The 26,999-nt window shown below is 43.1% G+C and carries 28 protein-coding genes; 18 read left to right on the forward strand and 10 right to left on the reverse strand.

Going from position 1 to position 26,999, the window contains the following annotated elements:
- Positions 1–84: 84 nt before the first annotated feature.
- Positions 85–483, forward strand: a complete 399-nt coding sequence (locus B7P33_RS12525; RefSeq protein ID WP_097442371.1) for an acyl-CoA thioesterase — start codon at positions 85–87, stop codon at positions 481–483.
- On the opposite strand, the gene B7P33_RS12530 is transcribed toward B7P33_RS12525, so the two are convergent.
- The 4 genes from B7P33_RS12530 to ribD are packed head-to-tail and all read right to left on the reverse strand — an operon-like array spanning position 472 to position 3,607.
- Positions 472–1,074 (reverse strand): IMPACT family protein, encoded by a 603-nt coding sequence (locus tag B7P33_RS12530; RefSeq protein WP_097442372.1) that lies wholly within the window; start codon positions 1,072–1,074, stop codon positions 472–474. The two genes, B7P33_RS12525 and B7P33_RS12530, sit on opposite strands and share 12 nt — an antisense overlap.
- Positions 1,075–1,081: 7 nt before the next feature.
- Positions 1,082–1,942: a hypothetical protein gene (locus B7P33_RS12535; protein ID WP_097442373.1), complete on the reverse strand. Its 861-nt coding sequence runs from the start codon at positions 1,940–1,942 to the stop codon at positions 1,082–1,084.
- The gene (locus tag B7P33_RS12540; RefSeq protein ID WP_097442374.1) at positions 1,942–2,544 is read right to left on the reverse strand and encodes an HAD family hydrolase; all 603 of its coding nucleotides are present in this window, start codon (positions 2,542–2,544) and stop codon (positions 1,942–1,944) included. The genes B7P33_RS12535 and B7P33_RS12540 overlap by 1 nt, the downstream gene beginning before the upstream one ends.
- The gene (gene ribD, locus B7P33_RS12545; RefSeq protein WP_097442375.1) at positions 2,537–3,607 is read right to left on the reverse strand and encodes a bifunctional diaminohydroxyphosphoribosylaminopyrimidine deaminase/5-amino-6-(5-phosphoribosylamino)uracil reductase RibD; all 1,071 of its coding nucleotides are present in this window, start codon (positions 3,605–3,607) and stop codon (positions 2,537–2,539) included. The genes B7P33_RS12540 and ribD overlap by 8 nt, the downstream gene beginning before the upstream one ends.
- Positions 3,608–3,627: 20 nt before the next feature.
- Here ribD and B7P33_RS12550 point away from each other — a divergent pair, with 20 nt between their 5' ends.
- From B7P33_RS12550 to B7P33_RS12565, 4 genes are read left to right on the forward strand one after another with little or no spacing between them, the layout of a single operon-like run.
- Entirely contained in the window at positions 3,628–4,113 is a 486-nt protein-coding gene (locus B7P33_RS12550) for a GNAT family N-acetyltransferase (protein WP_097442376.1), read from the forward strand.
- A 1-nt stretch (position 4,114) separates the two neighbouring features.
- Positions 4,115–4,966, forward strand: a complete 852-nt coding sequence (gene prmC / locus B7P33_RS12555) for a peptide chain release factor N(5)-glutamine methyltransferase (RefSeq protein WP_097442377.1) — start codon at positions 4,115–4,117, stop codon at positions 4,964–4,966.
- On the forward strand, positions 4,963–6,963 hold the full coding sequence (gene ligA / locus B7P33_RS12560; RefSeq protein WP_097442378.1) for an NAD-dependent DNA ligase LigA: 2,001 nt from the start codon (positions 4,963–4,965) through the stop codon (positions 6,961–6,963). Before prmC ends, ligA begins: the two co-directional genes overlap by 4 nt.
- Positions 6,964–7,019: 56 nt before the next feature.
- On the forward strand, positions 7,020–8,786 hold the full coding sequence (locus B7P33_RS12565) for a YfaP family protein (RefSeq protein WP_097442379.1): 1,767 nt from the start codon (positions 7,020–7,022) through the stop codon (positions 8,784–8,786).
- Positions 8,787–8,793: 7 nt separating this feature from the next.
- Here B7P33_RS12565 and B7P33_RS12570 read toward each other — a convergent pair whose 3' ends face one another.
- Complete coding sequence (locus B7P33_RS12570) at positions 8,794–9,702, reverse strand: bifunctional metallophosphatase/5'-nucleotidase (RefSeq protein WP_097442380.1); 909 nt, start codon at positions 9,700–9,702, stop codon at positions 8,794–8,796.
- A gap of 7 nt (positions 9,703–9,709) precedes the next feature.
- A complete protein-coding gene (locus tag B7P33_RS12575) occupies positions 9,710–10,495 on the reverse strand; it encodes a 5'-nucleotidase C-terminal domain-containing protein (RefSeq protein ID WP_097442381.1) in 786 nt (261 codons plus the stop codon).
- Positions 10,496–10,541: 46 nt separating this feature from the next.
- On the opposite strand from B7P33_RS12575, the gene B7P33_RS12580 reads away from it, so the two are divergent.
- The 13 genes from B7P33_RS12580 to B7P33_RS12640 all read left to right on the forward strand — a co-directional run bounded on the left by B7P33_RS12580 (position 10,542) and on the right by B7P33_RS12640 (position 23,064).
- Entirely contained in the window at positions 10,542–11,078 is a 537-nt protein-coding gene (locus tag B7P33_RS12580; RefSeq protein WP_097442382.1) for a DUF6913 domain-containing protein, read from the forward strand.
- A gap of 27 nt (positions 11,079–11,105) precedes the next feature.
- Positions 11,106–12,005 (forward strand): 4-hydroxy-tetrahydrodipicolinate synthase, encoded by a 900-nt coding sequence (gene dapA / locus B7P33_RS12585; protein WP_097442383.1) that lies wholly within the window; start codon positions 11,106–11,108, stop codon positions 12,003–12,005.
- Positions 12,006–12,175: 170 nt separating this feature from the next.
- The gene (locus B7P33_RS12590) at positions 12,176–13,012 is read left to right on the forward strand and encodes an outer membrane protein assembly factor BamD (RefSeq protein ID WP_097442384.1); all 837 of its coding nucleotides are present in this window, start codon (positions 12,176–12,178) and stop codon (positions 13,010–13,012) included.
- Complete coding sequence (locus B7P33_RS12595) at positions 12,999–13,334, forward strand: DNA-directed RNA polymerase subunit omega (protein ID WP_097442385.1); 336 nt, start codon at positions 12,999–13,001, stop codon at positions 13,332–13,334. Before B7P33_RS12590 ends, B7P33_RS12595 begins: the two co-directional genes overlap by 14 nt.
- 1 nt (position 13,335) lies before the next feature.
- On the forward strand, positions 13,336–14,547 hold the full coding sequence (gene coaBC / locus B7P33_RS12600) for a bifunctional phosphopantothenoylcysteine decarboxylase/phosphopantothenate--cysteine ligase CoaBC (protein ID WP_097442386.1): 1,212 nt from the start codon (positions 13,336–13,338) through the stop codon (positions 14,545–14,547).
- A complete protein-coding gene (porD, locus tag B7P33_RS12605; RefSeq protein ID WP_097442387.1) occupies positions 14,537–15,427 on the forward strand; it encodes a type IX secretion system protein PorD in 891 nt (296 codons plus the stop codon). The genes coaBC and porD overlap by 11 nt, the downstream gene beginning before the upstream one ends.
- A gap of 74 nt (positions 15,428–15,501) precedes the next feature.
- Positions 15,502–17,154 carry a DNA repair protein RecN gene (recN, locus tag B7P33_RS12610; RefSeq protein ID WP_097442388.1) on the forward strand — a complete coding sequence of 551 codons (1,653 nt, stop codon included), beginning with the start codon at positions 15,502–15,504 and terminating at the stop codon, positions 17,152–17,154.
- A gap of 106 nt (positions 17,155–17,260) precedes the next feature.
- On the forward strand, positions 17,261–18,064 hold the full coding sequence (locus B7P33_RS12615; protein ID WP_097442389.1) for an enoyl-ACP reductase FabI: 804 nt from the start codon (positions 17,261–17,263) through the stop codon (positions 18,062–18,064).
- 55 nt (positions 18,065–18,119) lie between these two features.
- A complete protein-coding gene (locus B7P33_RS12620; RefSeq protein ID WP_097442390.1) occupies positions 18,120–19,121 on the forward strand; it encodes a glycosyltransferase family 2 protein in 1,002 nt (333 codons plus the stop codon).
- A gap of 9 nt (positions 19,122–19,130) precedes the next feature.
- Positions 19,131–20,081, forward strand: coding sequence for a YbbR-like domain-containing protein (locus B7P33_RS12625; RefSeq protein ID WP_097442391.1), 951 nt, complete (start codon positions 19,131–19,133; stop codon positions 20,079–20,081).
- Positions 20,078–20,662, forward strand: coding sequence for a dephospho-CoA kinase (gene coaE, locus B7P33_RS12630; protein ID WP_097442392.1), 585 nt, complete (start codon positions 20,078–20,080; stop codon positions 20,660–20,662). The genes B7P33_RS12625 and coaE overlap by 4 nt, the downstream gene beginning before the upstream one ends.
- Positions 20,663–20,741: 79 nt before the next feature.
- Positions 20,742–22,346, forward strand: coding sequence for a sensor histidine kinase (locus B7P33_RS12635; RefSeq protein WP_097442393.1), 1,605 nt, complete (start codon positions 20,742–20,744; stop codon positions 22,344–22,346).
- 4 nt (positions 22,347–22,350) lie between these two features.
- Positions 22,351–23,064: a response regulator transcription factor gene (locus tag B7P33_RS12640; protein ID WP_097442394.1), complete on the forward strand. Its 714-nt coding sequence runs from the start codon at positions 22,351–22,353 to the stop codon at positions 23,062–23,064.
- A gap of 47 nt (positions 23,065–23,111) precedes the next feature.
- On the opposite strand, the gene miaA is transcribed toward B7P33_RS12640, so the two are convergent.
- The 4 genes from miaA to B7P33_RS12660 all read right to left on the reverse strand — a co-directional run bounded on the left by miaA (position 23,112) and on the right by B7P33_RS12660 (position 26,999).
- Positions 23,112–24,044, reverse strand: a complete 933-nt coding sequence (gene miaA / locus B7P33_RS12645) for a tRNA (adenosine(37)-N6)-dimethylallyltransferase MiaA (RefSeq protein ID WP_097442395.1) — start codon at positions 24,042–24,044, stop codon at positions 23,112–23,114.
- 122 nt (positions 24,045–24,166) lie between these two features.
- The gene (locus B7P33_RS12650; RefSeq protein WP_097442396.1) at positions 24,167–24,976 is read right to left on the reverse strand and encodes an ion transporter; all 810 of its coding nucleotides are present in this window, start codon (positions 24,974–24,976) and stop codon (positions 24,167–24,169) included.
- 23 nt (positions 24,977–24,999) lie between these two features.
- Positions 25,000–26,340: an exonuclease domain-containing protein gene (locus B7P33_RS12655; protein ID WP_245871791.1), complete on the reverse strand. Its 1,341-nt coding sequence runs from the start codon at positions 26,338–26,340 to the stop codon at positions 25,000–25,002.
- Positions 26,337–26,999 carry a YggS family pyridoxal phosphate-dependent enzyme gene (locus B7P33_RS12660; RefSeq protein ID WP_097442397.1) on the reverse strand — a complete coding sequence of 221 codons (663 nt, stop codon included), beginning with the start codon at positions 26,997–26,999 and terminating at the stop codon, positions 26,337–26,339. The genes B7P33_RS12655 and B7P33_RS12660 overlap by 4 nt, the downstream gene beginning before the upstream one ends.

The raw sequence follows: 26,999 nt of genomic DNA on the forward strand, positions 1-26,999 counted from the left end.
GCCCTACTCTTGAATTTTTCCTTTTTTTTGCTAAGTATTTTTTCTTAAAACTAGCGTCTCTAAATATATACTTTTTTTTAAAAAATGTGGCAATCTAAAACTTCTTTTCGCATAAGATATTCAGAAACAGACCAAATGGGTGTGGTCTATCACGGAAACTACCCACAATTCTTGGAGATTGGTAGGGTAGAATGGTTGCGAAATTTCGGGGTGTCGTATAAGGTTATGGAAGACGAAGGAATAATCCTACCGGTAGTTTCAATTGCCATTGACTATAAAAAATCGGCACTTTATGACGACGAAATAACCGTTACAACCAATTTAAAGAAGCTTCCAACGGTTAAAATTATGTTCGATTACGAAATACATAACCAACATGGCGAACTTTTGGTTGAAGCCCGCACCACTTTGGCTTTTTTAGATAAAACCACCAAACGCCCACAAAGATGCCCACAATATCTATTAGATAAGCTAGGGGAGTAGCCTTACCCCATAAGTTTCTTTAAAAAGAGCTATTACTTGTTTCGATTTAGATTTTCGTATTTCTAAGGTGTAAACACAAGTATCTGTCATTTCTTGGTTTACGATTACCAAACCGTGCTGGTTTACCAAACGCATCACTTTGGTCATATCGGCATAAGTAAAACCAATCTTAAACTGCTCACTTACCGTTTTTTCGACAATATCGGCCTGCTTCAAAGCTAATTGGGCAGCACCTTTGTAGGCTTGTATCAATCCGCCTACCCCTAATTTGGTACCTCCATAAATACGGGGTACGGCCACTAAAACATTGGTTAAACCAAAAGCTTTAATTTGACCGTAAATAGGCATACCGGCCGAATTGTTCGGCTCGCCATCGTCATTGGCTCTATAACGCAGTGTTGCACCCACACCTAATTGCCAAGCATAACACACATGACAGGCCGTATGGTAGCGTTTCCACAAATCGTCTAACAACGGCCTTACCTCTTCTTCGGTGGTAACTGGAAAAGCATAACCAAAAAATTTACTCTTTCGGTCTTTTAACAAAACCACATCCGTAGGCTTCGCCAAAGTATTAAAAACATCTTCCATATTAGATTTAAAAATAGGCCACCATTACAATGCTGATAACGGCCATGCTAATACCAATCCAGTTTTTCGTACTCAATTTTTCTTGGAACAATACAATTCCCAATAAGGTAGTCACCATTACGATAGCCACATTGTTAACGGTAAACACTACCGAGGTTTCTTCAAATCCACCCAAGGCCTTCAACAAGAAAAATATAGAGAAGAAATTGGGCACACCCAAAGCGAGTCCGCCCAATCCATCTTTTACCTTGGGCAAGGTTGCATTCCGGAAGAGCTTATACCCCATAATCAACAAACCCGTACAACCGGCCGCACCAAAAATGGTTGCGGAAAACACAGGCAGATCCGTTTTTGCCACCATATTGTTCTCAAAGTACTGTAAACTGGCATCTATAGCCCCAGAACCTAAAAACACCAATACCGGCCAAACCAACATTTTATAAGAGAACCCGCTTTTAGACTCTTTGATAGAGGCAAAATAGACCGCGGCCAAGGCCAACAAAATACCCGTAAAACGGAGTATGCCCATTTGCTCTTTATACAACCACACGGCAAGCACGACCGGAATTACCAAGGACATTTTAGTAGCCACCGAGGCCACCGAAACCCCTACGGTCTGTGAGGTTTTGGCCATTAGGTTGAAAATTGAAATAAACAAAACTCCCAAGGCCAAGGTATACGGAAACCACGGCATAGAAAATACCTCGGTAAAACCAAGTTCCCCATTATAATAATACCAACCCACCGCAAAAGCCACCCAATAATTGGTGACAATGGCATAAAAAGTATTGACTTTATATACAGGATACAGTTTAAACACCAGAAAAATAAAGGTGGAACAGGCCACACTTAGCAACAAATGCCACATTAGATCCTTTGATTTAAATCGATTACATCTTCCACACCTACCTGTAGGTGCCAAACCCCGATTCCCAATTGCGCAGCGGCATCGGTATTTACTTGGGTATCGTCTATAAAAAACGTTTCCGAAGCCTGTATTTCATTATCCTTTAGGACGAACTCGTAAATATCGACATCAGGTTTTCTAAAATGAATCTCATGGCTGAGATAAAATTTTTCGAAACAAAGCTGGAACCTTTGATAGCGATCCAGTCCCATATTTTCTTTTACCTTTTCGATATGAAGGGCATTCGTATTACTCAACAAGAACAATCTATGTTTGTTTTGGGCGGCCAACTTTTCAATAAACTCCAATCGATATTCCGGAAAATCGAGGATAATGGCATTCCAGGCCCTCGCAATTTCAGCTTGTGAAACCTCGGGTAGTTCCTTTTGGATCGCCTGGAGGAAGTCCTCGGTAGTTACTTCTCCTTTTTCATATGCCATAGAAACTTCCCACATGGCCATACTGGGCGAAGACACCCCCAAATCGGCCAAAGCCTTAAAAGTAGCCTGTTTATCGAGATTGATAAAGACATCCCCGAAATCGAATATTAAATTCTTATACATTATAATATAGGGTTAAGCGATCCGCACCGCTTTTAGATTCCAAAACTATCTTATCCTGGGGCAGGCTAGGGGCTGTTACCCCTTTTTCAAAAGCCCGGGTTCCCGTAAATATACGCGCCTCATCCCATAGACCTCGATCAATGAATTGCTGCAGCGTATAGGCTCCACCTTCTATTATGATGCTATTAATCTGCTTTTCATACAGTATACCACAAAGTTGGGGCAGCAATTCCATATTCCTATTGATACCCGTAAAGGATGTCCGGCCAAAATCTTGAGGCTGTTTATCCATAGCTACCAAAACCAAAGTATCGGCAACATCGGAAAAAACCGAAGCATGCTTAGGCAGCTTATGCTCCACATCGATTACCACGCGTAACGGGTGCTTGCCCACCGCGTGACGTACTGTCAACGAAGGATCATCGTCCATTACCGTTCGGGTCCCAACTAATATAGCCATTTCTTGGGCACGCCATTGGTGTACGAGGCGTTGCGATGCCGGAGAAGATATCCAGTAAGGTGCATCGGCCTTTCTTAAACTTGGATCCGGCGCCAAGAAACCATCGCTACTTTGTGCCCATTTCAAAATAATATAAGGGCGCTTTTTTTCCTGAAAACATAAAAACCTTTTAAAATGATCCCTACATTCGGTCTCCAAGACCCCAACGAAAACCTCGCATCCGGCCTCCCGTAAACGTGCAATACCCTTACCGGCCACCTTACTATGTGGATCTTTAATACCAACGACTACCCGAGTAATGCCTTCCCTAACGATCAAATCGGCACAAGGTGGGGTTTTTCCATAGTGTGAACAAGGCTCCAAAGCGACATACAATGTAGATTCGGCCAATAAACTCTTATCGGTTACCGAAGCGATTGCATTCACTTCGGCATGCGCACCACCAAACGGACTGGTAGCCCCTTCACCGATTATTCTACCCTGATGTACTACAACCGCACCCACCATAGGATTGGGAGCCGTATTCCCCAACCCATTTTTCCCCAATTGCAAGCATCGGGACATCATTTTTTCGTGTATCTTCACCTTACAAATGTAAAACATTAACCCCGCTTTGGACACCTATGGAAAAAGTGAATATTAGGCCGATTGAAGCCAAAGACAATGCAGCTATAAGAAAGATCATTAGAACCGTTCTCGAAGAATACGGACTTGACCGGGAAGGTACTGCCTATAACGACCCTTCCTTGAACGATATGACGGCCTTTTACCAAGCGGATGGGCATCTGTATTTGATTGCTGAAATTGAAAACAAGGTTCTTGGTGGTGGGGGTATTGGCCCGTTACCCAATAGCGATGGCGCCATTTGCGAACTACAGAAAATGTACTTTTCAACAGATGCCCGGGGCAAAGGTTTGGGCACCCAAATGATCACCGCTTGCCTAAACGCTGCAAAATCGATGGGATATACGCAGTGTTATTTAGAAACCGACCCCGACATGACCGTAGCCCAAAAAATGTACCTGAAGCACGGGTTTCGCTATTTGGATAAAGCGGTAGGATGCACAGGCCATAGTGCCTGCGAGGTATGGATGATTAAAGACCTATAAAATGAAGGCCACCGAACTTAGGCAATTTTACCATAAAGAACTAGATCCCATTTACGGCAAAGAGGAAGCATCCCATTTTTTTAAACTTTCCATGGAAAAGTATTGCGACATAGTGCCCATTGACCTGGCCTTGCAACCCGACATCGCCATTACCAAAACACAGGAAGGGAAAATGTTCGCCGCTTTATCGCGCCTACTGAAACATGAACCCATTCAATACATATTAGGTAGCGCCCATTTTATGGATATGGACTTTAAAGTAGCACCTGGTGTACTTATTCCGCGACCGGAAACGGAGGAATTGGTACGTATGATCATTGAGGAGCATCAAGACCGAGAAAAGTTAAAGGTCTTAGATATAGGTACAGGATCCGGATGCATCGCCATAGGCTTGTCCAAAAACCTGAACCAAGCCCATGTTACCGCTTGGGATGTTTCGGAGGAAGCCCTACAAATCGCCAACCAAAACAATGACCGATTACAAAGCAAGGTCAATTTTGAAGAACGCGATGTACTTACATTCAAAAACAAATCCGAAGCAACTTTCGATATTATAGTATCGAATCCGCCCTATGTCAGGGAATTGGAAAAATCCGAAATAAAGGATAACGTAAAGTTACATGAACCCGAACTGGCCCTGTTTGTGCCCGATCACGACCCCCTGGTTTTCTATAGGGCCATTGGTCAATTGGCCAAACAAAGCTTAAAAGCAAACGGCAGCCTTTATTTCGAGATCAATCAGTATCTTGGAGCGGAGACCAAAACCTTGTTAAAGGACGAATTAGGCTTCACAACCGTAATACTAATACCGGATATGTTCGGCAACGACCGATTTCTCAAAGCATATATATGAGCGAGATTAAGAATAAAATAGACACACTTCGGAAAGCACTTCGTCAATATAACCACGAATACTATATACTCGATACCCCGTCGATATCCGATTACGATTTCGATATGCAGCTCAAGGAATTGGAGGCTTTGGAAAAAGCCCATCCTGAGTTTGCAGACCCCAATTCACCTACACAAAGGGTAGGGGGCGGGGTTACCAAGAACTTCAACACGATCAAGCACGAGCAACGCATGTATTCCCTGGATAATTCCTATTCCCAAGACGATCTACAAGATTGGGAAAAACGCATCCAAAAAATACTAGGCGAAGAATCGATTGAATATACCTGTGAATTAAAATACGATGGTGCCTCCATTAGTTTAACATACGAAAATGGCGCCCTCACCCAAGCGGTAACCCGAGGCGATGGGTTTCAGGGTGACGAGGTAACCACCAATATACGCACCATTAAGACCGTACCGCTAAAATTAACAGGCGATTTTCCGCCTAAATTCCATATTCGTGGCGAAATCATTTTAACCCTGGACGGTTTTGCCCAAATGAACAAAGAGCGGCTAGCCGCAGGAGAAGACCCTTACATGAATCCTAGGAACACGGCTTCGGGAAGCCTTAAACTACAAGATTCCTCCTTGGTCTCGCAACGCCCTTTGGAATGTTTGTTGTATAGTTTGGTCGGGGAGGACCTGCCTATTGAAACCCAATATCAAAGTTTGGAAAAAGCCAGGGAATGGGGTTTTAAGGTGCCACCGATTTCTGCCCATTGTAAAAATCTGGACGAGGTCATGGCCTTTGTACAGCACTGGGATACCCATAGGCACGACCTTCCTTACGAAACAGATGGTGTGGTTGTTAAGGTAAATAGCCTGCGACAGCAGGAAGAATTGGGGCATACGGCCAAAGCCCCACGATGGGCCATTGCTTACAAATTCAAGGCCGAACAAGGCTATACCCAGCTAAACGAAATCACTTACCAGGTAGGGCGGACTGGTGCCATTACCCCCGTAGCCAATCTGGCACCCGTTTTATTGGCGGGCACAACGGTAAAAAGAGCCTCGTTGCACAATGCCGACCAAATTGCAAAATTGGACATTCGCGAAGGCGATTGGGTCTATGTAGAAAAAGGTGGCGAGATCATTCCGAAAATTACCGGGGTCGATTTCTCAAAAAGGGAAGGAACGGGTGAACCCACCCAATACATAAGCGAATGCCCCGAATGTGGTACTGCCCTGACCCGTGAGGCCGGGGAAGCCCAGCATTACTGCCCCAACGCCTACGGTTGCCCGCCACAAATTACGGGACGTATCCAGCACTTCATTTCTAGAAAAGCCATGGATATTGAAGGTTTGGGCAGCGAGACCGTAGAACAGCTTTTTCAAGAAGGACTGATACGGGATTATGCCGACCTATATACCTTAACAAAAGAACAGATCCTGCCCTTGGAGCGTATGGCGGAAAAATCGGCCGACAACCTGATCCAGGGTGTGGCCAAGTCCAAAGAGATTCCTTTTGAACGGGTCTTATACGCCATGGGCATCCGTTATGTGGGCGAAACCGTAGCCAAGAAATTGACCAAGGCCTATCCGAATATCGACGCTTTGGCCCAGGCCGGCCCTGAAGACTTGGTCGCAGTTGATGAAATCGGGGAACGTATTGCCGAAAGTGTGGTCGCGTTTTTTAAGGATGCAGGGAACCAAGAAATCATAGCGCGATTAAAAGGCTACGGATTACAACTGGAACGTTCTGCCGAAAGCCTTGAGGGACAAACCGATAAGTTAAAAGGAAAATCGTTCGTGGTCTCCGGTGTATTTGAAAAAGTTAGTCGCAACGAACTTAAAAAATTGATAGAGGATAACGGCGGTAAGGTAGCTTCTTCAATCAGTAGCAAAACCAGTTATGTGGTAGCCGGCGACAAAATGGGACCTAGTAAAAGGGAAAAGGCCGAGAAGCTAGGGGTATCTATGATTACTGAAGATGAATTTCTAATTATGATCAAATAACGGACACTAGGCATGATTATTGATAGCTAAACCATGTAATTCAACACTTTAGAAGCATGAGAAACCTAATCCAACATTTCGTTTTAATTTGTTTTACCTTATCGACATTAACCGTAATAGGACAAAAGGAAAGCCCTCAAACACGAACCATTAAAGGAAAGGTGACCCTAATGGAGGTGGTCGAGCCTTATGCGGAAATAGGCAATACCAGAACCGATATCGTCACTAAGCCAAACAAAGACGGAAGCTATGAAATTAAGGCAAAAACCGGTGATATACTGGTATTCTCAGCACCTAATGGCCTTACACAAGAAATAATCGTAGAAGATGTCACCCGTTATTTAAATATAGACCTGAAGCCAAAATACAATGAGCTGGATAATGTAACCGTTGAAAGCTCCAAACGAAAAAAGAACCTTCAACTAGAGCTCTTAAAACAGTATCAAACCGATAAGGGTATTATTAAAAGCGCCTTTGGTTTTATACACAAAGACCGCAGTGGTTATGCTATGTATATGACGGACGATAGTCAATTTTCGGCGGCGGAATTTGACCTGTTAACTATTATAAACGGTCGTTTTCCTGGTATGAGAACCGTTCGAGACCCATACAATATACTCAATGCCCAGGTATTTATGCGAAGCACGGGGCGTTTGGCACCCGACCCTGCCATATGGGATGTAGACGGCATGATTTTTACCGAATACCCCTCTTGGGTAAACCCATTGACCGTAAAACGTGTTGCCGCCCTACCCGGTTTCGGTGCCGTTGGAAGCTATGGAAGCATTGCTAGGGGAGGGGTGATTATCGTAAATACTGAAAATCTGGTTTTGAATGTAAATCCGTATACAGGCAAAAAAGATTTGGCCTATGCCACCGATAACTATGTTCAAGAGAAATCCGTTAATTTCAATCATTTAAAAAGGGAACTCCCAACCTACCTAAAACCATTGGAATCGGCATCAAGCTTACATGAAGCACAAAAAATCTATTCGGTTGAAGCCAAGAAAAACAGAGGGAATCCTTTTTTTGCCATCGATGCCTACCAATACTTTGAAATGCGTTGGGGGTCTACTTTTGTATGGAAGGAAATCCTAAAAGAAAACCACCCTTTGTTAAATCATCCGGTTCACCTGAAAGCCATAAGTTTCTTGGCCGAATCGTTTCATAGGGACAGTTTGGCCTTGGCACTCAATCAACGCGTTTTCAAACTGCGCCCAAAATACATACAATCGTATATTAGCCTGGCCCAAGCCCATTTTAACAACGAAGACAGAGACCGGGGCATGGCACTTTTGGGCCAGCTACGCTACTTAGAAGCCAATGAATCCCTACCTAATTTTAACGACGGATTGAATGAGCCAATCCGTAACCAAATCCTATTTGAAAACGGTCCAAATCAAAAAACAAAACCACAGATAGCACAAATCCATAATATCACAGAGTCTTTAGGTCCGGGTACGGCCCGATTAAATTTTGAGTGGAACGATTCTGAAGCGGAATTTGAAATCCAATTTGTAAACCCCAGAGGGCAATTCGTGAATTGGGAACATAGTTTAAATGCCAATCCGGATATAATTGAACAAGAAAAAAAACTTGGATATAGCTCCAAAGATTTTATACTAGAAGATTTTCTTGATGGGCAATGGCAAGTGAACATTAAATATCTTGGCAACAAAAGTGCCACTCCATCTTACATGAGACTAACTTATGACCAAGGGAATAACGAAAGTAAAACCGTAGTTTTTAAATTGGAAGGTAAGTCGGTAAAACGGGAAAATGTTTTATTAATCGACCCTTACCGAGGTATCGTCACTAATTAAGACTACCTTAAACGGCAAGGGAAACACCGATTGATGCCGTTTCGGAACCCAAATAGAAATCGATACGTCCTAAACGTAGACCATAGCAGCCTACCTGGTTTACTAAAATGGTTTTTCCGGCCCGGTTTTCTACCTCGGTCGGTTTATCCAAAAAAGTATGGGTATGTCCGCCAATGATCAAATCGGTAAAGGAGGTATGTTTTGCCAATTCTAAATCGTGCGGCAGATTTACCCCTTTGGCATAGGCATAGCCTATATGCGACAAGCAGACGATTAAATCGCAGCGCTCAACCTCTTTCAAATGCCTTTCGGTATCCTGGGCCACCCCATAGGGATCTTGGTATCGGGTTTCCCCATATAGTTTTTTATGCACCAAACCGGCCAATTCAATACCTAGGCCATACACCCCAATCTTTACCCCATCGACCAAAAAAGTCTTAAAGGGCTTGACCTGTCCTTCCATAAGGGTATCCTTAAAATCGTAATTGGCGGACAACATTTCAAAGGAAGCATGGGGCATTTGGGCGGCAAGGCCATCGAGACCGTTATCGAAATCGTGGTTACCGATGGTTGCTGCGTCGTATTTAAGCATACTCATGAGCTTAAACTCCAATTCGCCTCCATAAAAATTAAAATAGGGAGTGCCTTGGAAGATATCGCCCGCATCGAACAATAGGGTATTGGGGTTCTCTTTACGTATTTGTTCTACCAGTGTCGCCCTACGTGCCAGACCACCTAAATTGGCAAAACGGCTATGGTCACTCGGGAAAGCATCGATATGGCTATGTACATCATTGGTATGTAATATGGTAATATGCCGCGTTTTATTTTGGGCACAAGATTGAAGCCCCAAGCCCCCTAAACCAACCAGGGTGGAAGCCGCAGCCGACCGTTGTATGAATTTCCTTCTTTTCATTGGGGTTCTACTTTTTAATTATACGATCATCAACCGCGGAGACAATACTATCGTGGGCCATAAAATCATCGATGATGGCGTTACGTAACAAATAATCCAATTCGGTAACCGAAAGGGCTTTTTTAAAGAAATCCATGCGGTCGCCACCGCTCAGCAGATAATCCGAAGTCCCTACATAATAGGTTCTGTTGTCTTCCAAAGGGGTACCATTTACTATAAATGACAGCGGTTTTTTGTTTTTATCAAATACGATTTGGGCATTCGCAATAGGATGCGCCCTAACATCTTCACTTAAATAGGTCAATAACTCCCTCATTGCGGTACCATCAAGTTCGGCCACCACCATTTGGTTTTCAAAGGGCATCAACTGGTAAGCCGTACGTCGGGAGACCCTACCCTCGGAAACTATCGAACGAATACCTCCATGGTTCAACAATACCATATCGATGTTTTTACCGGTACGTGACTTAAAAATGGGTTGGGCCCTTCGGTAGAACATATCGGCCATATAGTTACCTAAAGAGGTGTTTAAAGGATCATCATCTAAAAGCAAAGACCTTGGTGCCATGGCCAAACTGGAATCCAATACCGTATTAATACGATTTCGATAGGGTTCAACAAAGCCTTCTAAGGAATCTATCGCCGTTAGGGTAGAGTCAATGGCCACAAATTCACCTTCGACTTGCTGTAAATGCCAAGGTTTTTCCGAACAAGAAAAGAGAAAAACAGAAAGTGTTACAGATAACACAAATTGTTTTATATTTAAACTTAAGTTCCTTTTTATCTTTGTCATAGAAATGCAGGTATAATATTTACCTTTGTAGAAAAGGTAAAATTAAATGTTTTTAAAAGCTATACAGGCAAAACTGAAGGAGAAATCCGGAATTAAGTTCCTAAAGCAAGAATTGGGTAAGCCCCAAACTGCTGTGGATAGGCCTAATGGCATACGTTCTGTAGGATGTATCGTTGATTTGGATAATTTCGATACTTCTGAAGTGTTTTACGAATTATTGGAAGATTTTTCATTACGGCCCAATGCGGTAAAAATTATCGGCTATAAAAGCCTTCATGATAAAAACTCACCCTACGCAACACCCATTTTCAGTGACAAGGACTTGGGCTGGAACGGACAGATTGCCAATAGTTATGCCTTGGAGTTTTTAAGCAGGGAATACGATTTGTTGCTCAACTATTACAACGAGAACAAATTAATGCCCCAGCTTATGAGTCTTAAAAGCAAAGCACGGATCCGGGTCGGATTCGAAACCGTAGATCATGCTTTGAACGACATTATGGTAATGACCCCAATTTCCGATTTCAGGAAATTTAAGTCGGAACTACACAAGTACCTTCGCATTCTTAATGAAGTTAAATAAACGCTTCCCTGAAAAGGGTTATTTGGAATGAAAATTTTAACGGGAACGGGCGTGGCATTGACCACACCTTTTACAGCTAACCACGAAGTCGATGCCCTGGCATTGACCGCTTTGGTAAACCATTGTATAGATGGCTCTATCGATTATTTAGTGGTACATGGTACTACGGCAGAACCCTCTTCATTGACCTCTGATGAAAAACAATGGGTTACCGATACCGTGATTTCGGCAAATGCCGGAAGGTTACCCTTGGTCTTAGGTGTAGGTGGTAACAATACGGCCGAAGTGGTTAAAAGTCTCCGTGAAGTAGATGTCAATACGTTTTCAGCCATTCTTTCCGTTTCACCGTATTACAACAAACCCACCCAAGAAGGTATTTATAGGCATTTTCGCGAAATAGCTTTAAACAGTCCCTTACCCATAATCGTATATAATGTTCCAGGACGTACCAGTAGCAATATAGAGCCGGAAACATTGGTCCGCTTGGCCGAGGAATTCCCGAATATCGTTGCCGTCAAAGAGGCTTCAGGCAATTTGGTACAGGTTATGGAAATAATCGCTAAAAAACCAAAACGTTTTCATGTTATCTCGGGTGATGATATTACGGCCCTACCGACCGTGTTGGCTGGTGGAAGCGGTGTTATCTCAGTTTTGGGCCAGGCCGTGCCCCAACTGTTTTCAAAAATGATTCATCTCGGTTTATCAGGGGAAAACAAAGAGGCCTTCCATATACACTATAAACTCCAAGACCTAATGGGCTTGATTTTTGAGGAAGGCAATCCCGCTGGCATCAAGGCCATGCTTCAAGAATTGGGTATAGGTACCGCAGAAGTGCGTTTGCCCCTTGTGGAGTGCTCTAAAGGTCTACGTGAGAAAATCCATGGGGCCATGCACCCGCTACATTTGCAACAAGCTGTAAAAGTATAGAAACACCCACGTTTCCAAATTTCCATTCGAACACTTATGTTAAAGCTGCGCTAAATGATTAGTCGTTTCTGTATAGCTTAGGGTATATTAGCCAAGAACTCCTCTACTTAATAGGGAAATACTGGGAGTTGTTGATTATTTTCTTAATTTTGCAAAATATTTGTCCAGAAATGAAGCGATTCTTGGTGCTTATTGGGGCTGTAGCCCTTTTTACTTCCTGTAACGAATATCAGAAAGTCTTGAAAAACCCTTCCGTAAAGCCAAAATACGACATGGCTTTAAAATATTATGAGGAGGGCGATTTTAAAAGGGCCAATCGTTTATTGGAACAAATCGCGCCAAAATATGTTGGCAAACCCCAAGGGGAGCGTATCATCTTTTTCTTTGCAGACTCGTACTATAAGATAAAAGATTACAATTTTGCCAGTTATCAATTCGATCGTTTCGTTAAATCGTATCCGGAAAGTGATAAATTGATAGAGGCTTCCTTTTTGGCGGCCAAAAGTACGTTTATGCTTTCGCCTAAATATTCTTTGGATCAAACGGAAACAGACAAAGCATTGAACAAACTTCAGGTTTTCATCAATAGTTATCCGAATTCAGAGTTTACTGCAGAAGCGAATGCCATGGCTCAGGAACTTTCGGGTAAAAAAGAAAAGAAAGCCTTGGAGATTGCCAAACAGTATAATAAAATTGGGGCTTTTGATTACCCTCGCTTAAAATCGGCCATTACCGCATTCGACAATTTCTTGTCCGATTATTCAGGATCCGTACACCGCGAAGAGGCCTTGTACTATCGCTTTGAGGCTTCGTGCCGCTTGGCCATGAACAGTACACTTTTAAAGCGAAAAGAACGTTTAGAGAATGCCAAGGAGCACTACGCTGCCTTGATTAAATATTTTCCAGAGTCCACCTACAAGAAAGATGCGGACGTTTGGCTGGAAACCATCGACAAAGATTATAATAACCTTGTGAACAAATACTACGGCAATAATGAAAGCAAATGACCTTAAAAATGTAAAGGCCCCGGTCAGTACTACGACGATCAACCGTAACGAGTTCGATCAAAAGACCGAGAACATTTACGAAGCCATCTCAATCGTATCTAAAAGAGCGATTCAGATCAATGCCGAGATCAAAAAAGAGCTCTTGGAAAAACTAGAGGAGTTCGCCACCTATAACGATAGTTTGGATGAGGTTTTCGAAAACAAAGAGCAGATCGAAGTTTCTAAGTTTTACGAAAAACTACCAAAACCTCACGCTATGGCGGTAATTGAGTGGTTAGAAGATAAAATCTACCACAGAAATACCGAAAAAGACGGAGAATAACATGGTTTTAGGCGGCAAAAAAATAGTTCTTGGCATTACCGGGGGCATAGCCGCTTACAAAACAACTTTCTTGGTGCGCCTGCTTGTAAAAGCGGGCGCTCATGTTAAAGTGGTCATGAGTCCGAGTGCGGTCGATTTCGTGTCGCCACTCACCTTGGCCACCCTTTCCAAAAACCCTGTCGTTACCTCTTTTATTAAAGAAGAAGACAACACCACCTCTTGGAACAACCATGTTTCCCTTGGTCTATGGGCAGACCTTATGCTTGTGGCACCCGCTACGGCAAACACGCTTTCTAAAATGGCCCATGGTAGTTGCGACAACCTATTGCTTGCCGTTTACCTTTCCGCCAAATGTCCTGTTTATTTTGCCCCGGCGATGGATTTGGATATGTACAAACACCCTTCGACAAAGCAGAATTTTGACACTTTAACATCATTCGGAAACATCATGATTCCGGCCGAAAGTGGGGAACTGGCCAGCGGACTGGAAGGTGAGGGACGTATGGCCGAACCTGAGAACATCGTTCAATTCATAACCGATCATTTAAGCACCCAACTGCCCTTAAAAGGCAAAAAAGTTCTTATCACAGCTGGTCCAACTTATGAAGCTATAGACCCGGTTCGTTTTATTGGCAACCACTCTTCTGGTTTAATGGGTTTTGAATTGGCCCACCAAGCGGCGACTATGGGCGCCCAAGTAGCCTTGGTCAGCGGTCCCAGTAAATATGAAACCAAACATCCGAATGTAGTTTTACATCGAGTGGTTAGTGCCCAAGAGATGTTCGATAAGACCACGGCTTTGTACAACGATACGCATATAGCCATTTGCGCTGCCGCCGTTGCCGATTATCGACCTGAAAAACCAGCTACACATAAGATTAAAAAAGATAGTGACTCTTTACGGATCGATTTGGTAAAGAACCCGGACATCTTAAAAACTCTTGGAGAGCGTAAAACCAATCAGTTTTTGGTAGGTTTTGCCCTCGAGACCCAAAATGAGGAAGCCAATGCCAAGGGAAAACTGGAACGCAAGCATTTAGATGCCATTGTTCTTAACTCTATGCAAGACGCAGGTGCCGGCTTTGGCACCCCCACCAATAAAATAAAGTTCATAGACAAGAATCTGACGATTACAGCGTTTGAATTAAAGACCAAAGCCGATGTGGCCTTGGATATCTTAAACGAAATCATCAAGAGAATATATGCGTCTTAGACTCGCTTTGATTATTTGTTGTTTCCTTGGCCTATTTACCCAGGCCCAAGAACTAAACTGTACCGTAACGGTTAACTCCGAGCAGGTAGGACAAACCAACCAACAGATTTTCAAGACCTTGGAGCGTTCCTTGAATGAATTCATGAACAAGTCGAAATGGACCAATCGGGTCTATGGTGAGCGTGAAAAGGTGAATGCCCAAATGTTTATTACGGTTTCGGAATACGAATCTGACCGTTTTAAGGCTACTATTCAAATACAATCTTCCCGACCGGTTTTTAATACGGCTTACGACAGTCCGGTTTTTAACTATAAAGACAATAGCTTTAATTTTCAATACCTCGAATTCCAGCCCTTGGTATACAATCCCAACAGTTTCGATTCTAACCTAATCGGGGTAATGTCCTATTATGCCTACATCATCCTAGGTATGGATGCCGATACATTTGCCCAAGAGGGAGGCACCGATTATTATAAGGAGGCCCAAAAAATCGTCACCCAGGCCCAAGGCACCAATTATGCAGGCTGGAAACAATTGGGCGGGGAACGCAATCGCTTTGAATTGGTAGATAACCTGCTGTCTAATACCTATAGGGAATATCGGGTAGCCATGTATAATTACCACCGAAAGGGACTTGATATTTTAGCGGACAACAACAGCACCGGAAAACAAGTAATCGCCGGTACCATGCGACTCTTCGAAACCCTAATCAAACGGAGGCCGAATGCCTTCTTGATCCAAACCTTTTTCGATGCCAAATCGGAAGAGATACTCAATGTATTCTCCGATGGGCCTAAGGTAGATGTCGTAAAACTTAAGGCGACCCTGAATAGGGTAGCGCCTTTTTATTCCTCTATCTGGAACGATATCGAATATTAAAGTCGATTATGGCAAATGTATTGGCTTTTCGATTGGTCTAGAAACTTTATCTTTACCGGCAAATCCAATCTGGTTTGCTTTCAAATCTTTCCATTCGCAATTACGCTTTAATAGAGAAACTCGACATGGGTTTCGACAATGGTTTTACCGTTATAACAGGTGAGACTGGGGCCGGAAAGTCCATTTTATTGGGCGGGCTTTCATTGGTCTTGGGTAAACGGGCCGACTTATCGGTTTTGAATGACCCCGAGAAAAAGTGTGTTATCGAAACCGAATTTCGAATCGGTTCTTATGGCTTGCAATCTTTTTTTGAAACGGAAGATTTGGATTATGAAGACAACACCATTATAAGAAGGGAGATATTGCCCAGCGGAAAATCAAGAGCCTTTATAAACGATACGCCTGTAAACTTAAGCGTACTACAAGAACTCGGCGCCCGCTTAATGGACATCCATTCGCAACACCAAACCTTGGAACTTACCCAAAACACCTTTCAGTTAAGGTTGATCGATGCTCTGGCAAAAACCCAAAACGAACTACTTGCCTACCGCAAAGCCCTTAAGGTCTGGCGTAGTTTGGAAAAAGAGCTGCAAGAGTTATTGGATTTTCAGGCCACGGCCACCCAAGAATTCGAATACCATAGCCATTTATTGGAAGAATTGCTTCCCTTAGATCTAAAGGATGGGGTAGTAGCCGACTTGGAAAGTAGGCAGGAGCAATTGGCCAATGTAGAGACCATACAACAAAATTTGGCCGAAGCCGACCATCTAATCAATCAAGAACAAATCGGCCTATTGGATGCTTTGACACAATTGCGTCAAAACTGCCAAAAACTAGCGGGTTATGGCGGGCCTTTTTCCGGTTTAGACGAGCGGGTAAACGCCCTAAGCATAGAACTAGACGATATTGAAAAGGAATTGACCAGGGCAAGGGATGGGGTAGAGACCGACCCTAGGGCACTTCAGGAAACCGAGGACAAACTGACCCAATTGTACGCCTTACTCAAAAAACACAACTGTGCCGACGAGTCCGAATTATTAGCTACCCGTAATGCCCTAGAGGAAAAAGTAGCCAAAGTGGCCAATATACAAGACACCATTGCCGAAAAGCAAGGACAATGTGACCTGCAAAAAGAGAAGGTGTTGAAAATTTCCGAAAAGATATCGAAGGCCAGAGCCAAAACCATCAAGCCTTTAACCAAGCAATTGGAAGCTATTTTATCGAATTTAGGCATGCCCCAAGCCCGTTTCCAAATCGGGTTAACCCCCTCAGACCACTGTACAGAAACGGGCACCGACATCCTTTCATTTCTTTTCTCTGCCAATGCCGGCGGACAATTCGGGGAACTAAAAAAAATGGCTTCCGGCGGGGAGTTAAGCCGGATTATGTTGGCCATAAAATCGATTTTGGCCCAACATGAAAATCTGCCTACCATAATGTTCGATGAGATCGATACCGGGGTTTCCGGACATATCGCGACGCAAATGGCCTTGATTATGCAGCAAATGGGCCAGCATATGCAGGTTTTCTCCATTACCCATTTACCCCAAGTGGCCGCCAAGGGTAAAACACACTATATGGTAAAGAAACAAGTCAAACACGGCAAGACATTAACAGAATTGACCCTGTTGGACCCCGAAGAACGCGTAATACAATTAGGCCAAATGCTAGACGGTAAAGAACCTTCGGAATCGGCCCTGACACACGCCCGCCAGCTTTTACAATAGGTTTTTTCCACAGGGACACCTTCCTGCATAATTCCCTAGGTTTCGCTATGGATTATTTGGGTTGACGTATATTTGCGGCACGTTCAATCTAAAGTAATCTATCAACATGTATAATCTACTAAAAGGAAAAAAAGGAATCATTTTTGGTGCCTTGGACGAAAACTCCATTGCCTGGAAAACAGCCGAAAGGGTACACCAAGAAGGTGGTAGTTTTGTCTTGACCAATGCGCCCATTGCCATGCGCATGGGAAATTTAAACGACTTGGCCGAAAAAACTGGGGCAGAGATCATTCCGGCCGATGCTACGAATGAAGAAGATTTGGCCAACCTGGTATCGAAATCCATGGAGATTTTAGGCGGTAAAATCGATTTTGTGTTGCATTCCATTGGCATGTCGGTAAACGTTAGAAAAGGCAGGCACTATACCGATGAAAAATATGATTTTACAGCCAAAGGTTGGGACGTTTCCGCTTTGTCTTTCCATAAGGTAATGCAAAGCCTGTATAAGGCCGATGCCATGAACGAATGGGGCAGTATAGTTGCCCTGACCTATATGGCGGCTCAGCGTACTTTTCCCGATTATAACGACATGGCTGACAATAAAGCCTATTTGGAATCGGTAGCCCGTAGTTTTGGCTATTTCTTTGGCACCGAAAAGAAGGTGCGGGTAAATACCATTTCGCAATCACCCACACCAACCACGGCTGGTACCGGGGTAAAAGGATTTGATTCGTTTATCAATTATGCAGAAAAAATGTCTCCCTTAGGTAATGCCAGTGCCCAAGACTGTGCCGACTATACCGTGAGTTTGTTCTCAGACCTTACCCGTAAAGTAACCATGCAGAACTTATTCCACGATGGCGGGTTTTCAAATGTAGGGGTTAGTCAAGAAATTATTGACCAGTTTTAATATCGCACAAACAAACGGCCAAGGGTAAATCTTGGCCGTTTACTATATCGCATTCATGTCGCCCTATTTTTCGCTGATCATTCCCGTTTATAATCGCCCTGTTGAAGTACAGGAACTTTTGGAGAGTCTTCAAAAGCAGACCTATTCCAAACCTTACGAAATTGTTTTGGTGGAAGACGGCTCTACTGAGCGTTGTGAAGCGGTAATCGAAACCTATGGAAAGGGGCTTCAGGTATCCTACTACTACAAGGCCAATTCAGGTCCGGGAGACTCCCGTAATTACGGTATGGCCCGGGCCAAGGGCAACTATTTTATCGTATTGGACTCTGACTGCATCTTGCCCCCGCATTATTTAGAAGCCGCAGAAACGGCCTTAGAGAATGACTTCGTACATTGTTTCGGTGGGCCCGATGCGGCTCATGAAAGTTTTTCCGATGTGCAAAAGGCCATAAATTATGTAATGACCTCCTTTTTGACCACTGGTGGTATTCGGGGCGGCAAAACCCAATTGGATAAATTCCAGCCCCGTAGTTTTAATATGGGCATCTCCAAGGAGGCCTTTGAAGCTACAGGTGGGTTTGGCAATATACATCCGGGAGAAGACCCCGACTTAAGCTTCCGCATCTGGAAGAAAGGGTACGATTCCAAACTGTTCCGCGAGGTTTTTGTGTATCATAAACGCCGTATCGACTGGGCCAAATTTGAAGTCCAGGTAAAGAAGTTCGGCATGGTCCGTCCCATTTTAAACCGATGGCATCCAAGTACGGCCAAGATTACCTATTGGTTCCCTTCGGTGTTCATCATAGGGCTTTTCATTGCGATTATCGCGGCCTTTTTCGGTTTTTGGTTTGTATTGGCAGGCTACACCCTATACTTTTTATTACTTTTTATAGACGCGCTTTTAAAAACAAATAGCCCCAAAATAGCCAGCATGGCCCTCTTTGCCACTTGGGTTCAGTTTTATGGTTACGGCACAGGTTTCTTAAAATCCAATTTCTTGCTTACATTTAGTAAACAAGAGCCAGAAGTTCTGTTTCCCAAGCTTTTTTTTAAATAATAGAAAAGTATGCAGGCAGCATTCGAACACCAAAGAAAACAACGTAGGATAAAAGTATTCCTATTCTTTTTGTCGTTGTCTTTGCTTTCTTGGTTCGTAAACAAACTATCAGGGAGTTATATCGGAAAATTAGAGGTACCCGTAACCTATACCCAGCTGGCCGACACCTTATTATTGACCCAACCCTTACCTGAGAAAATACAGCTAAGCCTTAATAGCGGCGGGTTTTACCTACTGGGTCAGCAAATACATACCAATGCCAAAGAAATCAGCTTAAACCGATTGCAAAAGAACCCTAAAGGTCATTACATAACCCGTCAAGAGCTAAAAAGACAATTAGCATTGCAATTACCCAACGATACCGGTCTAAGGGAACTTTTTCTGAACGATACACTTTATGTACAAGTCTCGCCTTTGGCGGTAAAAGAGGTTCCGGTCGTATTAGACTTAAACTTAGAACTGGGCAGTGACTTTATGCTTCAAGATTCAGTAACCATTTCACCTGCTCAAATACGGGTTGTTGGGCCCATTAGCTCGTTGGACACCATACGACAAATAGCTTCGGAACCCCTTGAACTGAAACAGATTCAAAAAGGTTTCGATCTAGAGGCCTCATTGATTTTGCCCAAATTATTGAATACCCAATACGACCCAATGCAAGTTAGGGTTAGGGGGGAAGTTATACGCTTTTCGGAAAAGATCATTCAAGTTCCAGTAACCATTACCCAATTGCCGCCAGATATCCAAATACGTACCTTTCCGGAAACCGTTTCCATTCTATGCCGAGATCGTATCGATAAGATCCGGGATTTGACGGCCAGCGATTTTTTGGTCAGTGCCCCATTTCCCGAAGGGGATGAAAAAAACACCTTGGCCCTGCAGATCGGCAAAAAACCGACGGACATACATACCGTACTGCTGTTGGAAGAGGAAGTCCACTATATAATCAGAAAAGAATGAAACGTATAGGCCTTACAGGTGGTATTGGAAGTGGAAAAAGTACGGTAGCCGGGTTCTTTAAAGAGTTAGGTGTGCCCATCTATAATTCGGACGAACAGGCCAAGCGGCTGATGATAGAAGACACTACCCTAATTCAAGGAATAAAAGACCTAATCGGCACCGAAGCCTACCAAGAAGGCCAACTGAACCGCGGCTTTATCGCCCAAAGGATCTTTAATGACGAAGCCCTACTACAGGCCATGAACGATCTGGTGCATCCGGCAGTACGCCAAGATTTTTTGAACTGGGCCGAAAAACAGGAATCGCCCTATGTTATTCAAGAAACGGCCTTGATTTTCGAGAATGGTATGCAAGATTTCTATGATGCCACTATTTTGGTAACCGCCCCCATCCACATTCGAATCGAAAGGGTTTTGGCACGTGATAAATCCAACAAGGTAGCCATCCAACAGCGTATGGCCAATCAACTACCCGATACGAAGAAGGAAATGCTGGCCGATCATATAATTGTAAACCTCGAACTGGAACAGACTGAAAAACAAGTTGAAAGACTGCACCAACAACTATTATCGGCTAAATAATCAGAGGCATTTTAACATTTTTGTTAAGGTAAGGTTAAACGTCCCAGCGGCTAAATGTTAAATTTTTAATTTTGACCCAATGAACAAGCGATTATTTGTTCTTCTGGTAGTATTGATGAGCCTATCGTTGATCGGGATTATTTTCGTTCAGGGATATTGGATCCGGAAGACGGTTGAGGATAAGGAGGAACAATTTTCTAGTACGGTTAACGCCGTACTGAACAAGGTGGCCGATAAGATTGAAGATCGGGAGATATCACAATACTTCGATGATGCTGCCGGTATTAAGGATAGCGTTGGATCATTAAAAAGTTCGCATCTAAAAAAATTCCTTTTTATAGATGAAGACCTGAACTCTAACGAAATCCGCTTGTACAGCCATGGTATTTTGGAAGAACAATACGAAGTACCATCAACGTTCTTTGATAACACTGACGGCATAATTAATAGCGGTACCGGAGTTGACCCGAATACCATTTCCAATTTTACCAGTAAACGTACCACTGAAATTTTTAAGTCGGACATTGGTTTGGATGGCCGGCCTGTTCAAATTTCCCCCATTAAGGAAAAATTGGAAAAAATCGGGGGCTTACAACAGATTGACAAGGCTGTGTTTGAAGATGTATACCGAACCATGGCCAATACGGTACCCATACATAAAAGGGTGAGTAAACAAGAAATTGAATTGTTGTTGGATCAATACCTAAAAAACCGTAATCTAAAGCTCGATTTTGAATATGGGGTGTATAGCGGAGGCTTGCCGACCAAGGTAAAGTCGAAAGGTTTTGAGTTTGGCTTATCCTCGGTTTATGAATCCCCGATATTTAAGGATAGTGAGGGTAATAGCGATTTTTCTTTGTTGATTACGTTTCCGACCAAGAAAAAATTCTTGATCAGCTCAATTTTGGGCATGGCCATTTTATCTGGCCTGTTTACCTTGGTTATCGTAGTGGCCTTTTCGAGCGCCATTTACCATTTGAATCGCCAAAAACAGATCTCGCAGATCAAGTCGGATTTTATAAACAATATGACCCACGAGTTCAAAACGCCCATTGCCACCATCAATTTGGCCGTTGAGGCCATTAAGAATCCGGCAACTTTGGCTGAGACCGAAAAGGTAATGCGTTATTTGAACATGATCAAAGACGAGAATAAACGTATGCATGCCCAGGTAGAAAATGTATTACGGATCTCGAAACTGGAAAAAAATCAACTGGACATTAGTAAGGACAGGACTGATGCCCACGACATTATAGAAGATGCCGTTACCCATGTAGAATTGATCGTAGCCGATAGAGGGGGGTATATCAATACGCATTTAGATGCGGACCGTTCTGAGGTACTGGCCAACGATGTACATTTCACCAATGTCATCGTGAATATGTTGGATAATGCCATAAAATACTCACCCGAGTCGCCAAAAATTGATGTGTTTACCGAGGTGGCGAAAAACTGGATTATAATCAAAGTCCAGGATCAAGGTGCCGGTATGAGCAAAGCAGTGTTAAAAAAAGTATTTGAAAAGTTCTATAGGGAACACACCGGAAATATACATAACGTAAAAGGTCATGGCTTAGGTCTGGCCTACGTAAAACGAATAATTGAAGATCACCAAGGGGAAGTGTACGCAGAAAGCGAAAAGGGAAAAGGCAGTACCTTCTTCATTAAACTACCCTTAATATAAGTCTATGGAAACAGCGAACAAAAAAATACTGTTGGTAGAAGACGATCCAAATTTTGGTATCGTACTTAAAGATTACCTTTCTATGAACCAATTTGATGTGGTTCTGGCCAAAAATGGGATGGAAGGGTTTGAAAAATTCAAAAAAGACAATTTCGACATCTGCATACTCGATGTAATGATGCCGTACAAAGATGGGTTTACCTTAGCTAAGGAAATCCGGGAAAAGAACGAAAACGTACCTATCGTCTTCCTTACGGCCAAGACCATGAAGGAAGACGTACTTAAAGGCTATAAAGCCGGTGCGGACGACTATTTGAACAAACCTTTCGATTCGGAAGTTTTGTTGATGAAGCTAAAAGCCATTCTACAACGTAAGGCTGCCAGCACCTTGGCCGATTCCAAAAAATTCGAGTTCCAAATCGGTAACTTCCATTTGAATTCCAAGTTGCGTTTCTTGAAATTCAAAGATGAGGAAGCTACCAAATTATCGCCCAAGGAAAACGAGCTATTACGTTTGTTGGCCTTACATGAAAACGACCTTATGCCACGGGAACTGGCCTTGACCAAGATTTGGCGCGACGACAACTATTTTACCTCACGTAGTATGGATGTATATATTGCCAAACTGCGTAAATACCTAAAGCGTGATGATACCGTAGAGATTTTGAACATTCACGGTGAAGGTTTCCGTTTGGTGATCAAAACCGAGGAATCTTAAGCAAATCGAATAACGATATAAAAAAAGCACCTTTCGGGGTGCTTTTTTTATTGCAAATGGTTTAGTGCCATTTCTAAGGCATTATCAAATTCCACCCAATGGATGGCCTCATTTTTCCGCAACCAGGTCAATTGGCGTTTGGCATATCTACGGGAATTCTTTTTGATTTCAGCTATAGCGAATTCCAAGGTCCATTTTCCTTCAAAATAATTGAACAATTCTTGATAACCCACGGTCTGAAGCGCATTTAAGGCTTTATGGGCGAACAAGCCTTCGGCTTCCTTTAGTTGTCCCATCTCCATCATAAGGTCTACCCGTCGATTGATTCGATCATAAATCAATTCCCTATCGGCCGTAATTCCGATATACTGGGTTTTAAAAGAACGTTGGGGCTTCGGTTTCCCCAAAAAGGAGGAGAAGGTTTTACCGGTTGCCCTGCATATTTCCAAGGCTCGGATAACCCGATGCGGATTGTCCATATCGGCCACTGCGGCGTATTTGGGATCCACTTTTCTTAGTTCGTCTTGCAAAGGGGCTAAACCACTGGTACTCAACTCATCGTTCAAAGTCTCCCTATATTGTGCATCAACCTCGGGAAAAGCATCTAAACCCTCTACAACGGCTTTTATATACAAACCACTGCCACCGGCCATAATGACTACATCCTGTTTTTGAAACAAGTTATCCAAAAGAGATAAGGCATCCGATTCAAAATCGCCTACGGAATACGGTTCAAAAATAGTTGTATGCTGAATGAAATGATGTGGTGCAGCCTCTAGTTCTTCAGCGCTTGGTACTGCGGTACCAATAGTCATTTCCTTAAAAAACTGTCGGGAATCAGCCGAGATAATCTCGGTTTGATAATGTTGGGCCAAATCGATGGCCAACTTGGTCTTGCCAATGCCAGTAGGCCCAACCACCACGATAAGTGTTTTTGTTTTTTCTTTTTCCAAAGGATTTACATCGTTTAAAGCTAACATTCAATAGGATTTCCTACCTCAATTATTAATTGACATTAGCATTTGAACTATACATTTCTTTAACGTCTTCGACTTTGCTCAGACTGACAGTTTATTCAGAAAAACAATTCAAGTTTTCGGCTCTAAAGATTGGAACCACAGTTGTAGCAATGAATGGCATCGTCTCTATGGCCCTCCGCAGAACAGGTATGGCAGGCTTGGGTATTTACATGTACATCGGCCTTACCGTGTTTGTCTTTGGCCAATTCGGTGGTTACTATTCCCGTAGGCACGGCAATTACACCATAACCCATAATCATTATAATGGTTGCTATTAATTGTCCCAATGGCGTCTGGGGGGCTATATCGCCATAACCTACCGTGGTCAGGGTTACTATGGCCCAATACACACTTCGAGGTATACTGGTAAAGCCGGCATCGGCACCTTCTACCATATACATAACCGAACCCATGATAACCGACATAATCAGTACAAAGTAGATAAATACGGCAATCTTGGCCCTACTGGCCCGAATGGCACGTCCTAATTGCGAGGCTTCACCGATAAACTGTACCAATTTTAGAATACGGAAAACCCTTAGTAGACGAAGTACCCTAACGGCCAATAATACCTGGGTACCCGTTACGAATAAAGAGACATATAACGGAATGGTAGAGATAAAATCGATAATACCGTAAAAGCTGAAAATGTACTTTAAAGGTTTCCGGATCGAGATAATACGCGCAATATATTCTACAGAGAAGAAAATGGTGATGATCCACTCCATGATCAACAATTGATCGTGAAAGCGCTTATCGATATGGCCCACACTTTCCAACATTACCAGAATAACACTGATAATGATCAGCACAAAAAGCATGATATCGAAACCTTTGCCCAGAGGGGTATCGGCCTCATAGATTATCTCATGGATCTTGCCGCGCCAACCCATTTTATTACGTTCCCGTTTCAAAACTATGGTATTTCAATTCGTTTCGGCCTTCTTTTTTTACGTAAATACGCTTCAATAATCTGCTTGTATGCCAGATTGGATTCTACTTGGGTAAGTACGGTTTTAAGAATACCTATTTGGTTAATTTGGTGGTTTAAAGCTACAAAACCAAATCCACTCAAACTACCATTTTCAATCAAAAACGCGCTTTTTTCACCCGTATTTCGGCCTTTTTCGAGCAAAACAAAGCTTTTTCCATTAATACTAAAGCGATCTAGGGTTTTTGATAAGAGGGGCGTATCTACCTGCTCCAAAATCTCGGGCAATACCCCGTTGGTCCCCTCCGGTTCCAAACCTAACCATTGGGGCTGCAGTTTGTATTCGCGCGCCAGTTTTCCCAAGCTGGCCTGGGCCCCTCTAAAAGAAGAGAAAACCAAGGTAGGTTCGTCTACAGGGCGGTCGTCTAATTTTGCCAACTCCAAACCGGCCCCTAGGTCTTCATCAACTTTAGGAAACAGCCCATAGTTTGGGCTACTCTTTCTAAAACGGGGTATATATTTAGGTTTTTGACCGGCATAGGCCCTTTGTTCCCATATAGATGCCATAAGCTCGTTTCCGCTTAGGTCGAACACCACCTTATCGGTCTGTTTACGCAACTTTTCAGAAAGCTTGTCCGATTTGCTAAAATGTTGGCTAACGCTCCGCTTTATATTTTTACTTTTCGATAGGAACAATAAGCTCCCATGACTGTCGTACATATAATATACCCCGGTTTCGGAAGGTAATTCGTCTACGATTTTTTTAAGATCGCCCTCGTATTTGGGGCCTTCATCTTTTTTGATCAAGGATGTCAATATCTTCTTTTCGGTATCCTTGGCCAATAGCAACTGAAACAGCTTTAAGGTAACTATGGCATCGCCATCGGCCCTATGCCGATCGCTTACGGGAATACCAATGGCCTTGGCCAATTTACCCAAACTGTATGATTCCATATCCGGAATCAGTTCTTGGGCCAAGGAAACCGTACATAGGCTTTCCCTTTCAAAAGGATAGCCCAACCGTTCAAATTCGGTGCGCAGTATACGATAGTCGAAAAGGGCATTATGGGCTACGATAACACTATCTTGGGTAATCTCCACAATACGTTTGGCCAGTTCATGGAATTTTGGTGCGGTACGTACCATTTTATCACTGATACCCGTCAATTTTACCACGAAAGGCTGAATGGGTTTGCCCGGGTTTACCAAACTGACCAATTTATCGACCACCTGTTGCCCATCGAAACGATAAATAGCAATATCGGTAATACCTTCTTCATTGTATTTACCTCCGGTGGTTTCTATGTCGATGATGGAATATATCAAACTGGATAGTTTCTGGCACCAAAGATACTACTCCCGATCCGTACCATAGTGCTTCCTTCGTCAATGGCCAGTTTATAATCACCACTCATCCCCATGGAAAGGGTATCCATATCCGGGAGTATTTCCTTTAGATTTTCAAAATGAAGCTTTAAGCTACGGAATTCGGTACTAACCTGGGCTTCATTTGTAGTAAAGGTAGCCATACCCATCAAACCTTTAATTTTGATATTGGGAAAACCGCCAGATTTTACCTTTTGGGCCAAAGCCATCAACTCATTGGCATCCAAACCGAACTTGGTCTGTTCTTGTCCTATGTGCACCTGAAGCAAACATGAAATGATGCGATCATGTTTTTGGGCCTGTTTATCGATTTCCAGTAATAAACGTTCACTGTCTACCCCATGCACCAAGGCCACGAAGGGGGCCATATATTTTACTTTGTTCCGCTGTAAATGCCCAATCATATGCCATTCGATATCTTGGGGCAATTGTTCCCATTTCGAAACCATTTCCTGTACCTTATTCTCACCAAAAATGCGCTGTCCGGCATTATAGGCTTCCAGAATATCGCTTTGGGGTTTGGTTTTGGAAACCGCCACCAAGGTGACATCATCGGGTAGTGCTGATTTTACCCGGGCTAAATTATCGGCTATAGACAT

The sequence above is a fragment of the Sediminicola luteus genome, from assembly GCF_002514735.1.
Classification (GTDB): domain Bacteria; phylum Bacteroidota; class Bacteroidia; order Flavobacteriales; family Flavobacteriaceae; genus HQA918.

Bases quoted from the DNA above. Each gene is read 5' to 3' on its own strand.
- B7P33_RS12530 (WP_097442372.1), bottom strand. From the start codon at position 1,074: ATGGAAGATGTTTTTAATACTTTGGCGAAGCCTACGGATGTGGTTTTG.
- ribD (WP_097442375.1), bottom strand. From the start codon at position 3,607: ATGTTTTACATTTGTAAGGTGAAGATACACGAAAAAATGATGTCCCGA.
- B7P33_RS12625 (WP_097442391.1), top strand. From the start codon at position 19,131: ATGCAGGCAGCATTCGAACACCAAAGAAAACAACGTAGGATAAAAGTA.
- coaBC (WP_097442386.1), top strand. From the start codon at position 13,336: ATGGTTTTAGGCGGCAAAAAAATAGTTCTTGGCATTACCGGGGGCATA.
- porD (WP_097442387.1), top strand. From the start codon at position 14,537: ATGCGTCTTAGACTCGCTTTGATTATTTGTTGTTTCCTTGGCCTATTT.
- miaA (WP_097442395.1), bottom strand. From the start codon at position 24,044: ATGTTAGCTTTAAACGATGTAAATCCTTTGGAAAAAGAAAAAACAAAA.
- B7P33_RS12650 (WP_097442396.1), bottom strand. From the start codon at position 24,976: ATGGGTTGGCGCGGCAAGATCCATGAGATAATCTATGAGGCCGATACC.
- B7P33_RS12570 (WP_097442380.1), bottom strand. From the start codon at position 9,702: ATGAAAAGAAGGAAATTCATACAACGGTCGGCTGCGGCTTCCACCCTG.
- B7P33_RS12540 (WP_097442374.1), bottom strand. From the start codon at position 2,544: ATGTATAAGAATTTAATATTCGATTTCGGGGATGTCTTTATCAATCTC.
- B7P33_RS12525 (WP_097442371.1), top strand. From the start codon at position 85: ATGTGGCAATCTAAAACTTCTTTTCGCATAAGATATTCAGAAACAGAC.
- dapA (WP_097442383.1), top strand. From the start codon at position 11,106: ATGAAAATTTTAACGGGAACGGGCGTGGCATTGACCACACCTTTTACA.
- B7P33_RS12535 (WP_097442373.1), bottom strand. From the start codon at position 1,942: ATGTGGCATTTGTTGCTAAGTGTGGCCTGTTCCACCTTTATTTTTCTG.
- B7P33_RS12640 (WP_097442394.1), top strand. From the start codon at position 22,351: ATGGAAACAGCGAACAAAAAAATACTGTTGGTAGAAGACGATCCAAAT.
- B7P33_RS12565 (WP_097442379.1), top strand. From the start codon at position 7,020: ATGAGAAACCTAATCCAACATTTCGTTTTAATTTGTTTTACCTTATCG.
- B7P33_RS12615 (WP_097442389.1), top strand. From the start codon at position 17,261: ATGTATAATCTACTAAAAGGAAAAAAAGGAATCATTTTTGGTGCCTTG.
- B7P33_RS12595 (WP_097442385.1), top strand. From the start codon at position 12,999: ATGAAAGCAAATGACCTTAAAAATGTAAAGGCCCCGGTCAGTACTACG.
- prmC (WP_097442377.1), top strand. From the start codon at position 4,115: ATGAAGGCCACCGAACTTAGGCAATTTTACCATAAAGAACTAGATCCC.
- B7P33_RS12590 (WP_097442384.1), top strand. From the start codon at position 12,176: ATGAAGCGATTCTTGGTGCTTATTGGGGCTGTAGCCCTTTTTACTTCC.
- B7P33_RS12635 (WP_097442393.1), top strand. From the start codon at position 20,742: ATGAACAAGCGATTATTTGTTCTTCTGGTAGTATTGATGAGCCTATCG.
- coaE (WP_097442392.1), top strand. From the start codon at position 20,078: ATGAAACGTATAGGCCTTACAGGTGGTATTGGAAGTGGAAAAAGTACG.
- B7P33_RS12580 (WP_097442382.1), top strand. From the start codon at position 10,542: ATGTTTTTAAAAGCTATACAGGCAAAACTGAAGGAGAAATCCGGAATT.
- B7P33_RS12550 (WP_097442376.1), top strand. From the start codon at position 3,628: ATGGAAAAAGTGAATATTAGGCCGATTGAAGCCAAAGACAATGCAGCT.
- ligA (WP_097442378.1), top strand. From the start codon at position 4,963: ATGAGCGAGATTAAGAATAAAATAGACACACTTCGGAAAGCACTTCGT.
- B7P33_RS12660 (WP_097442397.1), bottom strand. From the start codon at position 26,999: ATGTCTATAGCCGATAATTTAGCCCGGGTAAAATCAGCACTACCCGAT.
- B7P33_RS12620 (WP_097442390.1), top strand. From the start codon at position 18,120: ATGTCGCCCTATTTTTCGCTGATCATTCCCGTTTATAATCGCCCTGTT.
- B7P33_RS12575 (WP_097442381.1), bottom strand. From the start codon at position 10,495: ATGACAAAGATAAAAAGGAACTTAAGTTTAAATATAAAACAATTTGTG.